The following is a 15,393-nucleotide window of genomic DNA, read 5'->3' as shown; positions in this document are numbered from 1 at the left end:
GCGGCTGGAGAAACACCGTATTCCTCGGAAAGCGAGCGAATAGATCTTTTCTCTTCACGATGCATCTTCACAATGCTGGCTTTAAAATCATCTTGATATCGTTTCATTGGAATGCTCCTATCTTGTTTTATTAATTATGGCACAACTGTTCAGAAATTTATGTACCAAATACTAGGATAGGAGCAATGCACAAGAAGTTGCGATTAGTCATATTAATGAAATTGCAAATAACATAATGAATACGATTAATCATAATAATGCTTTGACAGATAAACAAAAGCATGAATTTATTAATCAAATCATGGAGACTGTGAATATAACAGTTAGTCATATTAAAGATGCAACAAGCTTGAATGAAGTGACAAATGTTGAACAAGCGGGTATATCAAGTCTAAACAAAATAAAGGACCTAGCTAATTTACAGGTTGCTAAAAACAATGCTATTGCTAAACTTAATGATGCAAAAACAAGTGTTATTAATAAAATCAAGGATTCAATATTAAATATTAATCAGCAAACAGCGTTAATTAATATGGTTAATACGATATATAGCGATGCGCTCAATGATATTAATAATGATGTAACTATTGAACAAGTTATGAAGGATATGAATAATGGTATTAACAAAATTAATGCCGTGTTAAATTTGTTGAATTTTGAAGTTAGTCAAATAAGTGATGTGCAACATACAATAAATCACGAAAATTCTACAAATAACATTAATGAAAATAGTAATAATACTCTTCACGAATTAATACCTAACAATAGTACAAATGATCAAATTAATAATAATGTTGATGATAGAAGTAAGGATAGTAATTCTCTAAACTTACCAAATACAAATGTAGACGTTAATGAGCAAGAACGTTTCAACAATATTTTGGCAGAATTATTATTGCTAATCACTATGATTTCATTAGGAGGAACTTTAATAAGAAATAAGAAGAAATCAGAGTAAGGATATAGAAATATAATTCGTGTATTTTAAATTGCATAAAACTTTTAAACGTAATTTAAAATGTTTGTGAAAAAGGCTTAAGAATCTGACGAAATTGGCAGACTCTTAAGCCTTTTTATTAGCTGTATACCAAACGGTAGTGATAATAGCAATTATTTGATTGAATGTTGTGCAACTACATTTTTATAACTTTAACTGATCTTTGTATCTTTTTCTTTTTTATTAAAGTAGTTGGTTGAAATGAAACTTTAAAAAATAAAATAGTAATAAATAAACCAAAATAGTAACTAAAAACATGCATAATAAGTTACTTTTGTTTTTCTTTGTTATTATGGGAATGAACTTACATAGTCTAGGATTCATTTTTTAATTATATGTTTATAGGAATGAAAAAATATTGTTTTTTAGATAGTAAATTAATGATATTAACCCGTCATAGGGGGTGTTATAGACAATTGTATTACCATTTTTAACCGAAAATACGTATTAAAAAACTGAAAATAATTATTGGGGTTAAAAAGCAAATGTAAACTCGATTATACTAAAACATCATTTAAAGTTTTTTTATGTTTAGTCAATATAAAATAATTACATTTATGATTTAAATAGTACAAAAATTAGCTTTTCTGGAAATGGTATAAAATTGTAGACTAGGTTAACTAGAGTTTTAGAAATCATAAATTTACTGTCTTTATAAGCGAAATACTTACTATTGTTATGGTAATAATTTTGAAGATATAAATGAATTAATAAAAAAAGAATAGGCAGAGTTTTATGGATAAATTAGGTAATGTAGAATTTTTAGGTCAATTATTAGAAATGAATATTGATTATTATCAAAAAAATGCGCACAAAAAAATACAAGGGAATCTTATTAATAAGGCATCAACAAATATTTATAAGATTTTAGATGTATGTGTAGATAAATCATACAATTTGGTACGAGATGCTGAAAGCTTTTATTTAGTCATTAATTTTGGTGATCAGGAATATCTTGTGATGCAGCCAGAATTATCTGCGCCACTGTATTCAAGCAGAAATTTAGCATTGTTTACACTTACGCCACAAGTAAAACCAGTTTTACAATTTGCTTATCAATTATTAAAAGATGAAACAGCACCTGATTGGTCAATGTATTCATTTTATTTAGAAGATGCAGTGACTGCAGTAGATAAGACACTAAAATTTAATGCCATTGAAGAAAAACAAATGCATGATAATTTTGTTGAGCTATTAGATGCATTTAATAATCAAGACGAAGAAAAATTAATTTATTACTTAAAATCTGAATTGCGAATGAAAGAATATGGTAATGTATTTGGCAAAAAAAATTACTTACGTGGTCAGAAAGATTCTTTAATTGGTTATGTATCAATACTAAATGAAGCTGCTATTCGGCACAATTTTCCTGCTGAAAATGCCTATTATATTTTTAATAGGATACTTGCGAAAATTGAAACGCAAGAAGTTGAGATTTCGTTCAATCTTTGGTTAGAGAATATTACTTTGTATTATTTTAATGAAATGAAAAGATATTTTGCCACTCATAATCTTTCTTTGGCTGAACGAATTAATCTTTATATTCAAGAAAATATTAAGTCAAAATTGACCTTGAAGGAATTGAGTGATTATTTTGGTTATTCAGAAAGATATTTAAATAAGAAATTCAAAGAAAAATACGATATAACAATTAAACAATACGTATTAAATCAAAAAGTTGAAGTTGCTAAAAAAATGATATCGACAACAAATTTCAACATAAAATATATTGCAAACAACCTAAGCTTTAAAACAACGAATCATTTTGTTAAAGTATTCAAATCATTGTTAGGTATGACGCCCAAAGAATATCGACAACAAATTTCAACATCAGAAAAACAGGACTGTTTAGAAGAGGAAAACACGTTAAATAGCGTACTTAAATAGAAAATTTGTATTTTTGAAATATCCCTCGAAAGTTACTGTAACTTTCGAGGTTTTCTTATGATAAAATTATTTGTTAGGAAGTATATTAAAAAAGGACCGGATAAACTGATGGGGACGGTTGAAACGTATCGACAACTTGAATCGAATTTAGGTGATGATTGGCAATTATCACCTAGTAAACATAGTCGTGTAGGCATGTTAAAAGAAATTTTATCGTGGATTGGGCATCCTGAACGACGCCTGTCTGTTATTCATATTGTTGGTTCAAATGGTAAAGGATCAACGGGTGTGATGATTAGCAAAATTTTGATGACAGCTGGTTATCGTGTGGGTCACTTTTCAACGCCCGCAATTTTAACAGATTGTGAAGTGGTGACTATTAATGGTCAAATGATTAGCGAAAAAGAAGTGATGTATCACTACAAACGAATTATGGTTGAAATTAAAAACCATGGTGGTGATGAAAAGACATTGACTAAATTTGAAATGTGGACATTGATTGCTCTGTGCCATTTTGCAAAACAAGAGGTGCAATTTGCAGTTTTAGAGGCTGGTGTAGGGGGAACTGGTGATGCAACTAATGTTATCGATTCACCACTAGTTGTTGCAATTACAAAAATTTCTGATGATCACTCAGATTTTTTGGGGTATAATCTTTTGAAAATCGCTGAAAACGTTGCAGGTGCGATTAAACCAGGTAGTTTGATAGTTAATTATCCTGGTCAAGATATTAACGTGTTTAAAATATTACGTGATAAGGCAAATCAAGTAGAAGCTATTTGGAATCCGTATGACAAACCAAAGATTACATTAGTACGTTCTTCTCCTGAAGGACTTGTATTAAATGCTGATCAACTAGAAGGGCTAAAGTTGTCGTTAACAGGCGCATATCAGGCTAATAATTTGAGTACAGTTTTACAAATTGTAACCATTCTAAAAAATAAGCGTATTGCGTTATCTGATATCGCAGTTGCCGAAGCGTTAGCTCATGTTAAAATCACAGGACGGATGGAGTTTGATAGTAAACATAATATTTTGTATGATGCGGCGCATAACCCACATGGTATTACAAGCTTAGTTGCTACAATTCGTTCTTGGCATCTACCATTTAAACCAACTGTTATTCTAGGGTTGGTTAAAGGTAAGAATACAGCAGAAATGTTAGATGAATTGTTACCATATGTTGCGACAATTATAGCAGTGACACCGGATTCGAAAAATGCTATGTCAGCTGACGAATTAGCTGCTAAAATTGTTTTAACTAGTGATGTGGATGTAGAGATTGCGGATGATTCAACTGCAGCTATTTCACTAGCACGTCAAGTTCGGGAGTCATCTAAAGCACTTATCGTGGTAACTGGATCAGTTTATACCTTACGTGCGATTGAAAAGGAAGGTATTTAATCATGGCACGTTTCATTATTGCTTCAAATAATACGCATAAAACCAATGAAATGATTAATTATCTAGCGGTATTAGGAATAGAGGGAGTTAATTATCGACAAGTAATTGATCAAATTGTATTCCCACCAGAAACAACAGATGATATGGCTAAAAATGCATTAGTGAAGGCCCAAACAGTTCATCAATTGTTACCAAATGAATATGTTTTAGCCGATGATTCAGCATTGTTTATTGCTGCTATCCCTGATCATTTTGGTGTGACAACAATGCGTGAATTTAAAGCCCATCAATTACATAGTGATGATGAAATTAATCAGTATGTGTTGGCACAGATGCCAGCAGCCGCTGCAAGAGATGCGTACTTATTAGCACATTTTGTGGTGATTTCACCTCAAAATAAGGTCTATACGTCACAAGGTAAAGGTGGTGTAAAACTAGTAACAAAACCACGTGGTAATCGCAATGGATTAGATGAGCTACTAGAGACTGAAAATGGACAGACACTTGCAGAAATTGATATGCCTGAGCGTGTAAAATATGCGCATCGGGGCCGTGCTGCAATAGAAATGAAAAACCAACTGCAACAAGCTGGCGAATTAAAAAAAGAAAGTAAAGAAGAGGACTAAATGGCATGACACTCACTGCAGATAACATTACAACGTTATTAGCTGATCAAGATTTATTAATATCAGCACCTGAATTTGATGGTGAAATAAAACATTTAGCCTATAATTCAAAAGAAGTTGTGCCCGGCACGCTATTATTCATTAAAGGTAATTTTAAAACTGAATATTTAGATGCTGCGATTAAGGATGGGGCTATAGCAATTGTTGCACCGCAAAATTTTAAAGGGACGACCGACTTACCAACTTGGATAAGTGATGATGTGCCCGCAGCAATGAGTATTGTGGCAATGGCTTATTATGGTTATCCACAAAATGATTTAGCATTAATTGGGATTACAGGTACTAAAGGCAAGACATCAACAGCTTATATGGCATATGAAATTTTACGTGCTTACACAAATGATAAAGTGGCTTTATCATCAACATTACAAGTTATTACGGGGAATGAGCCTAAGTTTCATTATCGTGCCCATCTAACAACACCAGAATCACTTGATTTATTCCGTTGGATGCGCGAAGCCGTTGATAACGGTATGACTCATATGGTAATGGAAGTGTCTTCACAAGCCTTTAAGATGCGTCGTGTCTATGGATTACGTTATAATGTGGGTATCTTTTTAAATATTAGTCCTGATCATATTGGTGAAAACGAGCATCCAACATTTGCAGATTATTTAGCTCATAAAATGATGTTATTTGATCATTCCGAACAAATTGTATTGAATGCTGACAGTGACTATTTTGGTACCTTAATTGAACATGCGGCATTAAATGTTCCACGTGATGGTATTTGGCTATATGGGAAAGAAGATGCTGACTCACCAAAGGCTGATGCCTATTTCGAAGCAACCGATACAAACTTACATGGTAGCGTCTTTAATGTGCGTGAAGTTGGTCAACAAGCGCAACATCTACATATTAATGGGGAATATACACTTGATATGCCGGGTGATTTCAATCAAAGTAATGCATTAGCTGCAATTATTGCAACGCGTTTAGTTAGCGCTGATGCACCAGCAATGGTCGAAGGACTAAAAATTGTCAAAGTACCTGGCCGCATGCAAGTATTAAATACAAAGTCACACGGAACCGTTTATGTTGACTATGCTCATAATTATGCGTCAATTGCAGCATTATTGCAGTTTGTTCGTCAAAATGAATCTGTCAATAAATTAACAGTTGTTGTAGGTGCACCAGGAAATAAAGGGGTATCACGTCGCCCAGGCATTGGTAAAGCTGTTAGTGAAGGAGCAGATATTGTTTATCTAACCAGTGATGACCCACAATATGAAGATCCTGATAAAATTGCTGATGAAATTCAAACAGCCATTACGAATCCAGATGTGACAATTTATCGAGAATTAGATCGGACAGTTGCTATTACAGAGGCAATAAAAAACGCTGGACCGGCCGATGTAGTCGTTTTAGCTGCCAAAGGGTTAGACGAATATCAAAAGGTTAATGGGGTTGATACACCATATGAAAATGATTGGGCTGTTGCACAAAGAATAGATTCTGAGTTAGAGTTCTAGTTTTTAGATGTAAAATTTGTTATAATTTATAGAATTGTCATAAAAATGACTAACTAAATTGTTAATGAAATAAAAAATGACCTCAGTTGTTAAAGTAAAGGGGATAGTAGCATGGCTAAAGATCCAGTAGAAAATACATCAGAATTTGATTTAGGCGATTTAGTTGCCGGAAAAAAATTCGCAAATTTTGAACATGACTTTAAAGGAATTGTTGAAAAAATTTATGAGCATTCATTATTAGTAGTGATTACTGAAAATAATCCTGAGGATGATGCAACAGTTAATGAATATAATCATCGTGCTGTTTTGCGTATGTCAGATACAAAAATTTTGGTAAAAACTGATAATCCTGCACCGCGTCCTGAAAAAGAAGAGGATGAAGATACAGATAAGAATGATGCTAAAGGAGACAAAGCATAATGGATTACAAGAGTCACATTGCACAAAAAATTGCTGCAGTTGTTCCTGAATTGGATGATGCGACAATTCTTTCAAAAATTGAAGTACCTAAGGATGCTAGCATGGGTGACTATGCTTTCCCCGCATTTTTATTAGCAAAGTCACGCCGAATGGCACCACAACAAATTGCTAATGACATTGTGTCTGATATTGATACTGAGAGCTTTAAAGATGTGAAGGCTGTTGGTCCCTATGTTAACTTTTTCTTGGATCAAGCCCAATTTGGGGCTGAGACTCTAGCTGACGTATTACGTAATACTGAATATGGTCATAATACAGATGGTGAAGCTGGTCATATTACAATTGATATGTCATCACCTAATATTGCTAAGCCAATGTCAATGGGCCACTTACGTTCAACCGTTATTGGAAATTCATTAGCAGAAATTGCTAAGGCAAATGGTTATCAACCAATCAAAATTAACCACTTAGGTGATTGGGGAACACAATTTGGAAAACTAATGTCTGCTTACAAGCGTTGGGGATCTGAAGAAGAAGTGAAGGCTGATCCAATTAATACATTAGTAAAATACTATGTTCGTTTCCACAAAGAGGCTGAAACACAACCTGAATTAAATGATGAAGGTCGTGCTTGGTTTAAGAAACTTGAAGATGGTGATGAAGAAGCGCATCAATTATGGTCATGGTTCCGTGAAGAATCGTTGAAAGAATTTATGGAATTATACGATGACTTAGATATTGATTTTGATTCATTTAATGGTGAAGCTTTTTACAACGACAAGATGGATGCAGTTATTCAAACACTTAAGGACAAGAACCTATTGGTTGAGTCTCAGGGTGCACAAGTTGTTGATTTGAGTGATGAAGACTTAAATGTTGCCATGATTCAACGTACTGATGGTGCAACATTGTACATGACTCGTGATTTGGCGGCTGCAATTTTCCGTAAGAATAATTATAATTTTGTGAAGTCATTATACGTTGTAGGTGGTGAGCAGCGTGAACACTTTAAGCAAATGAAGGCTGTTTTGAAGAAAATGGATTATGATTGGTCTGATGACATTGAACATATTCCATTTGGTATGATTACTGTTGATGGCAAGAAACTATCAACACGATCAGGACGAATCATCTTGTTGAAGGATGTTTTGGCAGATTCAGTTAAGTTAGCTACGGCACAAATTAACGAAAAGAATCCAGAATTAGCAAATAAAGAAGAAGTTGCCCATGAGGTTGGAACTGGAGCGGTAGTATTCCACGACTTGATGAACGAACGTTTGGGTGATTTTGACTTTAAGCTTGAGGAAGTAGTTCGTTTCGAAGGCGATACTGGTCCATATGTGCAATACACCAATGCACGTGCCCAATCAATTTTGCGCAAGGCTGGTAATCCAGAATTAGATTTGACTAACTTAGTTATTAACGATGATAATGTTTGGGAAACTGAAAAATTAGTTGCAAACTTTGGTGATATTGTTCGTCGCGCTTGGCGTGATCGCGAACCATCAGTTATTGCAAAGTATGCACTAAACTTATCACGTACGTTTAACAAGTACTATGCTAATTCGAAGATTTTAGTTGAGGATGATCAACTAAATGCACGTTTGGCATTAGTATCAGCAGTATCATATATTTTGACAGAATCACTACGCTTATTAGGTGTTAAAGCACCAAAAGAGATGTAAAATTGATTTGACTTGGGCTGAGACAATATTGTCTAGGCCCTTTTTTTAGTATATATAGTAAAATTTAAGCTAAATAGTCGAATATGTTAAAATAAAGCAGGTGAAACTACTTTCGTGGTAGGAACTAAATTGTAAAGAGGAATGAAACATGGCTTTAAAAAAACAAGAACGCCAAATGATGATTCTTGAAATTTTGGCGCATGACGTGATTGATTCTCAAGAAGAGATTTTGCATCGCTTACAGGAGGCAGGAATTGCAGTAACGCAAGCAACTGTGTCTCGTGACATTAAAGAGTTACGGATTGTGCGACAACCAGATGCCAAGGGGCAATCACGTTATCAAGTTATGCCTGATCAAATGACAATGTATGCACATGAAGGCAATAAAATAACACAAGGATTTGCTGATATGGCTAGTTCCGTTGTACCAATTGAATTTATGATTGTCGTGAAAACAACGCAAGGCAATGGTAATCGATTGGCCGCAATGATTGATGATGCTGATATTCCAGAAGTTGTGGGCACGTTAGCCGGACATAATACGATTTATGTGACGACCACCTCAGCTATTGTTGCAATTGATATTGCAGGACAATTTAATAAGTGGATGCAATAATATGAAAGATATTTTAAAAAAATTAAAAGAATGGTGGCAACAAAAAACAGCTCCAGTTACTGAGTGGTTAAAACATTTTTTTGCACCATTTATTCGATGGCATAAACGTTTTTGCCAACCATTTTATGCATGGATTAGTCGGACATTTGGTCCTTTTTGGCATCGATTTCAAGTTAATCGTTGGTTGATTACTTTATTTTTAACACTCTTTCTCGTTGTGAGTGTTTTGGGAACATTTGAAGCGAAGACAACAGATGTTACTGATTTAAAAAAGCAATTACAATCAACAACGGAAATTTATGATAATGCTGGTAACAAAGCAGGTAGTTTATCCGGTCAAAAAGGAACGTATGTTAAGTTTCGTGATATTTCTCCCCATGCAGTGAATGCGGTTATTGCAACCGAAGATCGTCATTTTTATCGTGAACATGGTTTTTCAATTAAAGGCATGACCCGTGGTGTATTGACAACAATCTGGTATCGCATTCGCGGTAGCCATGTGTCAGTTGGTGGTTCAACTTTAACGCAGCAATTAGTAAAAAATGCGTATTTGAGTCAAGACCAAACCATTATTCGTAAAGCACGCGAACTATTCTTATCAATTGAAGTTGAAAAGGAATATTCAAAACATGAAATTTTGGCGATGTATTTAAATAATGCTTACTTTGGTCACGGTGTGTGGGGTATTCAAGATGCTTCTAAAAAATATTTTGGTGTTGATGCCGCTGACCTATCAGTTTCACAAGGGGCGATGTTGATTGGTATGTTACAATCGCCAAATGGCTATGATCCGTTAACGTATCAAGATGCTGCCAAAAATCGTCGTGATCAAGTGCTGCAAAACTTGGTTGCAACCAAGTATTTGACACAAGCACAAGCTGATTATAATGCAGATTTACCAGTTAATGCAGTGGACCATGAGGTAGACAATTCAAATTATAACTATCCTTATTACTTTGATTCAGTTATTAATGAAGCAATCAATACTTATCATTTAAAAGAACAAGATATTTTAAATAATGGTTATAAGATTTATACGACACTAAATCAAGATGATCAAGCAAACCTACAAGCTGATTATGAAAATCCTAATTTAAATCCAATTGGGGATGGTTCCCAAGCAGCATCGATTGTAATGGATGCTAAAACAGGTGGTGTTCGCGCAATTATTGGTGGTCGGGGTGAACATGTCTTTAGAGGATTTAACCGTGCAACACAATCACGCCGTTCACCAGGATCAACAATTAAACCAATTGTTGACTATGGACCATCGTTATCACGTGGTTTTTCATATGATTCTGATTTAAAGAATAGTACGATGAGTTTTGGTACAAATGGTTATTCACCATCTAACTATGGTGATTATACTAGTGATAAAATTCCAATGTACCAAGCCTTAGAAAATTCATACAATATACCAGCAGTTTGGTTACTAGATCAAATGGGTGTATCAGTAGGTTATGATGCTGCTAAAAAAGCCGGATTGCCGTTGACAAAATCTGATAAAAACTTAGCTTTGGCAATTGGTGGTTTGAAGAAGGGTGTGACGCCACTTGAGATGACGCAGGCCTACACTAGTTTTGCAAACGATGGTCAAATGAGTAAGAGTCATTTTATTACTAAAATTGTTGATGCTTCCGGCAAAACGATTGTGCAAGCAAAGCAAAAGCATACGCGTCTATGGTCAAGAAAAGTTGCTAATGAAATGACGTCGATGATGTTAGGGGTTTATACCCATGGTACTGGTGCTAGTGCTGATCCAGCTGGTTATGATGTGGCTGGTAAGACAGGAACGACTGAAGTTTCAGGAACAGATTCAACCAGTGACAATGCGACTGATTCATGGGCAATTGCTTATACACCAGATGTCGTCGTAACAACTTGGTCAGGGTATGATGAGACAGATGCCAGTCATACGATTTCCGCATATTTGTCACAAACCTCAGGGCCGTTAATGAAAACAACACTTGAGCAAGTAATTCCTAATACAGAACAAACAAAGTTTAAAACAAAAAGTGTGCGCAGCAAAATGGCTGCAACTAAAGATAATGAGTCTACTTCTCAAAATGGTTTTAAAGATAACATTAATGGTATTGGTGATGAAATTAAACAAGGTGCCTCATCAACTTGGAATAACGTTAAAGATGGTGCTCAAAAGGCTTGGTCAGGTATTCAATCATTATTACCAGAGTTTTAAAAAAATAGTAATTATGAGATAATGAATATATTACAAAAGATGGGAAAAGGATACTTATGATAAATATTTACGATAATGTCAATGCCGTTGCTGATGATTTACGAGAAACAGCACAATACAAGACGCTTCGTGACGCAATTGCTGCAGTTGATGGCGAACCTGAAGCAAAAGAAGTCTTTTCACGTTTCCAACATGCACAAGGACAAATTAACCAAGCAGTTCAAGCTGGTACAGAACCTGATGAAAGTCAAGTTACAGAATGGCAAGAAATTGCAAATGAAATGGAAAAATTTGATTCATTAAAGCAGATGCTTGCGGCTGAAAAAGGATTGAACCAATTGTTGATGGAAATTAACAATATTATTACAAAGCCAATTGCAGAATTGTATGGTCAAAACTAAGTATAAAATTCTTAGTTTTACTAATGAGTGGGACAATGTTGTCTCACTCTTTTTTTTGTAGCGAATCTCAAATATAATAAGGATAAAAGCAAATAAAGGAGATCAATGACATGAAGTTTATTCATGCTGGTGACTTACACCTTGGTAATCCATTCGGTGGTTTATCAATTACGCCAAGCTGGTTAAAAGAAAAATTACAATCCGCCAAGCAAGTTGCAGTTCATCGTTTAGTGGATGACGCAATTGTAGCAGCTGTAGACTTTGTGGTCTTAGCAGGTGATTCCTTTAATACAACAACCCCAGATGCACGAGCACAACTAGATTTGGTAAATGAATTACAACGGCTAGCTGACGCAAAAATTCAGGTTTATATTATTTTTGGTAATCATGATTATGTTAATAATTGGCAGCAAATACCAACGTTTCCTGAAAATGTCACTTTATTTCCTGCTGAAGTGACAACACACCATTTACAAACCGCAAACCACGAAACAGTCGCTATCAGTGGCTTTTCATATACGCAACGGCATATAATGACTGACCAAGTTGAACAGTTTCCAATGAAAAATACAAGCGTTGATTGGCATATTGGTTTATATCATGGTGCATTAGGCGAAGCTGGTGTTGGTGATTATGCGCCGTTTAGTTTACAAGCCTTGCAACAAAAACATTATGATTATTGGGCGCTCGGCCATATTCATGTGCGTGAAACGCTACAAGAACAACCATTCATTGGTTATTCCGGTAGTATTCAAGGACTAGATAAAACGGAAACGGGTCCTAAAGGTTATTACATGGTAGAAAGTCATTCACAACAATTGGTGCCAACCTTTACACCAGTTGCACCAATTACGTGGGTTACAGAAAAAGTACAAACTGATCGTGATTTAAATATGGTTGTACAACAGGTACGTGAGCAGTTTATTCATAAAGAAGAATTTGAATTAATCTCGTTGCAGATTGAGACAGATCAAACGACTGTTTTATCAGCTATTACGAATCAACAATTATTAGCGCAATTTGTCGCAGCCGCACAACCAAGTGATATGTTCTTTATTTATGAAATAACAGGACAACCAAAACAAAAAATAGCGGGCTTACCAGCAGTTGCTGATCAATACTGGTCAGCAACAGTGGCAAGTGTTTTTAATTTAGAGCAATTGCAAAAATTAGGTTTAAAACAAGTAACAGATGGTGATGTGTTAGATTATTTTTTGGATCCAGCAACACTAACGGAACTTGAATCAGCTGTTCAAACCCAATTACAAGTATCGCAGATAGGGGATGAAGGTTATGTGGATTAAACAAGCACATATTGTTGGATTTGGGCAATTTAGCCAGCAAACCTTTAATTTTGTGCAAGGATTACAAATTGTGCAAGGATTAAATGAAGCTGGAAAAACCACATTACATCAATTCTTATTTGATATGATTTTTGGGTTTCCTCAGGCTAAAGGGCGTAAAATCAACACGTATGAACCATTAGATAAAGGTCCTTATGGTGGACGTATTCAATTTGAAGTAGATAATCAATTATATGAATTAGAACGATTAGGGCGCACGCAAACAACGACGACATTAACCGCAGTTGCTACGGGACAAGTTTTTGCAGATCCAGAGGCAATGTTGACTAAGTTATTGGGGCCTGTTGATCGTGAACTATATTTAGCAATTTTTAGTTTTGATCAGGAAGCGTTAATGGCTATCTTTTCGTTAAAACCAGATGATTTTGCTGCTTATTTACGTACCTTGGCTACCCCAGGTGCACAAGATTGGTTAGATGTCGCAAATCAATGGGAAAAGAATGCAACAACCAAATTTGGGACTACCAAAACAGCTCATCGTGAAATTAATCAATCTTTAGCACAATTAAAACAACTACGGCAACAACTACAAGTTACGATTAGCCAACAGCCTTCATTGGATAAGCTACAAACAAATGCACAATCATTAACCCAGCGTCTGCAAAGCTTGCAACAACGGCAAACGCAAATTCAAAGTCAGATGACGCATCAACAAGCTCAAATGCATCTATTACCAGTTTATCAACGATGGCATAAAATTAAGCAGCAAGTACAAGCAGCAGGCAAACCTTTAGACTTAACAGTTGCTGATGAAGCTGAACGTATACGGCAACAATTGACATCATTAGACGATATGATGGTGACGACAGCTATCACAAAGAAACAAGTTGAGAGTGCTAGTGATGCCATTGATAAATTAGAAGAACTTGACCAAAAGCAAGCCGATTTAACGAAGCAACAAGCGGCCGCAATGCAGGCACAACAAGATGTTTTAACAAAGTATCACTGGCAGCAACTACCACCATTATTAACAGATGAACAAAAAGCAAAACTGAATGGTCAATCAGTTAAGGCTGAATCTGCTGATAATAAAAGTTTATTAATTGCTGCTATAATTGGTGTTGTTTTATTAATGATGACATTACTAATCAATCATATTGTAATTGGTGTTTTCATGTTGATAATTTGCTTGATGATTGGTTGGTGGTTCGGACAAAATAAAAACAACCCAACAACTCATGCGCAATCAAATAATGTCTTACCAAGTGTCTATCAACAAATGACTGTTGCAGATATTATGACAGCACAAAATGATATTAAAAAAGTAAATGATTTATTACTAGCAACGAACCAAACTTTTCAAGACCAACAAGCAATGTTATCGGAGTTAGTTGATGTGAAGGTGTCATTAAATTGGTTAGGTGAAGGGTTATCAGCAAAAGAATATCGCAGTCGTTTAATGGCAGTACATGCGCAACAAGAGACGATGGGACAACAGCAATTACAGCGTAAAAATTTGCAGCAAACCTTGCAAACGTTATATCAAAAATTAGGTGTGAAGGATGAAAGTGCATTACGCCAACGACGTGATGCACAACGCCAAGTGAATGATTTGCATCGTGAAGCTGAAATGTTAGAAGAACAATTACAAGGGGCTGATATGCACGAATTAGCAGCACAGGATGCTGTTAAGAATCAGCCACAATCTACATCAGAAAATCAAGAAATATTACAACGTATTCAGCGTGAAAAAGCGCAAGTCAATCAACAATTAGCTGAGATTAATGTACAATTACAAAATTTACGGACGGATACGTCAATTGAAAATCAACAACAAATGGTGGCTAATCAAGTGACAATGGTAAATCAACAGTTAAAACAATATTTTGTTGATCGACTAGGAAGTGAATGGATTCGCCAAGCATTAAACGCAGCCATTATTGACCGACTCCCTAATTTGTTACAACAAGCCAGTGTTTTATTTGCACGTTTGACAAATAATCACTATCAGTCAGTTCAACAAACAAAAACTTTATTAAAGGTTGTTCGTAATGATCGTAAGGTGTTAGGGGTTAATCAATTATCAAAAGGGACAGCTTCGCAATTATACGTTGCCTTACGACTGGCATTTGTGTTAAATGTTGCTAGCATGCTTCAATTACCCTTATTAATTGACGATGCATTCGTAGACTTTGATGATCAGCGCCGTGATGCAATGATGACAGTGTTATCAGAGTTAGGAACAGATGACCAACAAATCTTTTATTTTACTGGCCGTCAGGTTCCAGGTGATAATATTATTACATTAGCGCGGTCATAATAGG

General features: G+C 35.1%; 13 protein-coding genes. 12 read left to right on the top strand and 1 reads right to left on the bottom strand.

The window, feature by feature from the left end; translation table 11 throughout:
* The coding region (locus FFM55_RS08370) for a transposase (RefSeq protein WP_168388718.1) at positions 1-107 on the bottom strand (107 nt) is incomplete at its 3' end.
* Between the two features lie 95 nt (positions 108-202).
* Between FFM55_RS08370 and FFM55_RS08365 the strand changes: the two genes are divergently transcribed.
* The 12 genes from FFM55_RS08365 to FFM55_RS08310 all read left to right on the top strand — a co-directional run bounded on the left by FFM55_RS08365 (position 203) and on the right by FFM55_RS08310 (position 15,389).
* Positions 203-958, top strand: a complete 756-nt coding sequence (locus FFM55_RS08365; protein ID WP_228180000.1) for a DUF1542 domain-containing protein — start codon at positions 203-205, stop codon at positions 956-958.
* 774 nt (positions 959-1,732) lie between these two features.
* The gene (locus FFM55_RS08360; RefSeq protein ID WP_137600905.1) at positions 1,733-2,884 is read left to right on the top strand and encodes an AraC family transcriptional regulator; all 1,152 of its coding nucleotides are present in this window, start codon (positions 1,733-1,735) and stop codon (positions 2,882-2,884) included.
* 57 nt (positions 2,885-2,941) lie between these two features.
* Positions 2,942-4,288, top strand: coding sequence for a bifunctional folylpolyglutamate synthase/dihydrofolate synthase (locus FFM55_RS08355; RefSeq protein ID WP_240006017.1), 1,347 nt, complete (start codon positions 2,942-2,944; stop codon positions 4,286-4,288).
* A 2-nt stretch (positions 4,289-4,290) separates the two neighbouring features.
* On the top strand, positions 4,291-4,914 hold the full coding sequence (locus FFM55_RS08350) for a non-canonical purine NTP pyrophosphatase (RefSeq protein WP_228179753.1): 624 nt from the start codon (positions 4,291-4,293) through the stop codon (positions 4,912-4,914).
* 5 nt (positions 4,915-4,919) lie between these two features.
* Positions 4,920-6,446, top strand: coding sequence for a UDP-N-acetylmuramoyl-L-alanyl-D-glutamate--2,6-diaminopimelate ligase (locus FFM55_RS08345; RefSeq protein ID WP_137600903.1), 1,527 nt, complete (start codon positions 4,920-4,922; stop codon positions 6,444-6,446).
* Between the two features lie 111 nt (positions 6,447-6,557).
* Complete coding sequence (locus FFM55_RS08340) at positions 6,558-6,866, top strand: hypothetical protein (protein WP_137600902.1); 309 nt, start codon at positions 6,558-6,560, stop codon at positions 6,864-6,866.
* A complete protein-coding gene (gene argS, locus FFM55_RS08335) occupies positions 6,866-8,551 on the top strand; it encodes an arginine--tRNA ligase (RefSeq protein WP_137600901.1) in 1,686 nt (561 codons plus the stop codon). Before FFM55_RS08340 ends, argS begins: the two co-directional genes overlap by 1 nt.
* Positions 8,552-8,699: 148 nt before the next feature.
* Complete coding sequence (locus tag FFM55_RS08330; RefSeq protein WP_137600900.1) at positions 8,700-9,167, top strand: arginine repressor; 468 nt, start codon at positions 8,700-8,702, stop codon at positions 9,165-9,167.
* Position 9,168: 1 nt separating this feature from the next.
* The gene (locus FFM55_RS08325) at positions 9,169-11,364 is read left to right on the top strand and encodes a transglycosylase domain-containing protein (RefSeq protein ID WP_137600899.1); all 2,196 of its coding nucleotides are present in this window, start codon (positions 9,169-9,171) and stop codon (positions 11,362-11,364) included.
* A 56-nt stretch (positions 11,365-11,420) separates the two neighbouring features.
* Positions 11,421-11,765, top strand: a complete 345-nt coding sequence (locus tag FFM55_RS08320; RefSeq protein ID WP_042494292.1) for a YlbF family regulator — start codon at positions 11,421-11,423, stop codon at positions 11,763-11,765.
* Between the two features lie 110 nt (positions 11,766-11,875).
* On the top strand, positions 11,876-13,069 hold the full coding sequence (locus FFM55_RS08315) for a metallophosphoesterase family protein (protein WP_137600898.1): 1,194 nt from the start codon (positions 11,876-11,878) through the stop codon (positions 13,067-13,069).
* Positions 13,059-15,389, top strand: coding sequence for an ATP-binding protein (locus tag FFM55_RS08310; RefSeq protein WP_170999684.1), 2,331 nt, complete (start codon positions 13,059-13,061; stop codon positions 15,387-15,389). Before FFM55_RS08315 ends, FFM55_RS08310 begins: the two co-directional genes overlap by 11 nt.
* Positions 15,390-15,393: the final 4 nt, after the last annotated feature.

The organism is Weissella sagaensis (assembly GCF_005405285.1).
In the GTDB taxonomy this organism is placed as follows: Bacteria; Bacillota; Bacilli; order Lactobacillales; family Lactobacillaceae; genus Weissella; species Weissella sagaensis.
Note: the sequence above shows the minus strand (reverse complement) of the source record. Positions and strands in the feature narration are given on the sequence as shown.

Excerpts from the sequence above, each read along its gene's own strand:
- FFM55_RS08315 (WP_137600898.1), top strand. The coding sequence starts at position 11,876 with ATGAAGTTTATTCATGCTGGTGACTTACACCTTGGTAATCCATTCGGT.
- FFM55_RS08320 (WP_042494292.1), top strand. The coding sequence starts at position 11,421 with ATGATAAATATTTACGATAATGTCAATGCCGTTGCTGATGATTTACGA.
- FFM55_RS08310 (WP_170999684.1), top strand. The coding sequence starts at position 13,059 with ATGTGGATTAAACAAGCACATATTGTTGGATTTGGGCAATTTAGCCAG.
- FFM55_RS08360 (WP_137600905.1), top strand. The coding sequence starts at position 1,733 with ATGGATAAATTAGGTAATGTAGAATTTTTAGGTCAATTATTAGAAATG.
- FFM55_RS08350 (WP_228179753.1), top strand. The coding sequence starts at position 4,291 with ATGGCACGTTTCATTATTGCTTCAAATAATACGCATAAAACCAATGAA.
- FFM55_RS08355 (WP_240006017.1), top strand. The coding sequence starts at position 2,942 with ATGATAAAATTATTTGTTAGGAAGTATATTAAAAAAGGACCGGATAAA.
- argS (WP_137600901.1), top strand. The coding sequence starts at position 6,866 with ATGGATTACAAGAGTCACATTGCACAAAAAATTGCTGCAGTTGTTCCT.
- FFM55_RS08340 (WP_137600902.1), top strand. The coding sequence starts at position 6,558 with ATGGCTAAAGATCCAGTAGAAAATACATCAGAATTTGATTTAGGCGAT.
- FFM55_RS08345 (WP_137600903.1), top strand. The coding sequence starts at position 4,920 with ATGACACTCACTGCAGATAACATTACAACGTTATTAGCTGATCAAGAT.
- FFM55_RS08330 (WP_137600900.1), top strand. The coding sequence starts at position 8,700 with ATGGCTTTAAAAAAACAAGAACGCCAAATGATGATTCTTGAAATTTTG.
- FFM55_RS08325 (WP_137600899.1), top strand. The coding sequence starts at position 9,169 with ATGAAAGATATTTTAAAAAAATTAAAAGAATGGTGGCAACAAAAAACA.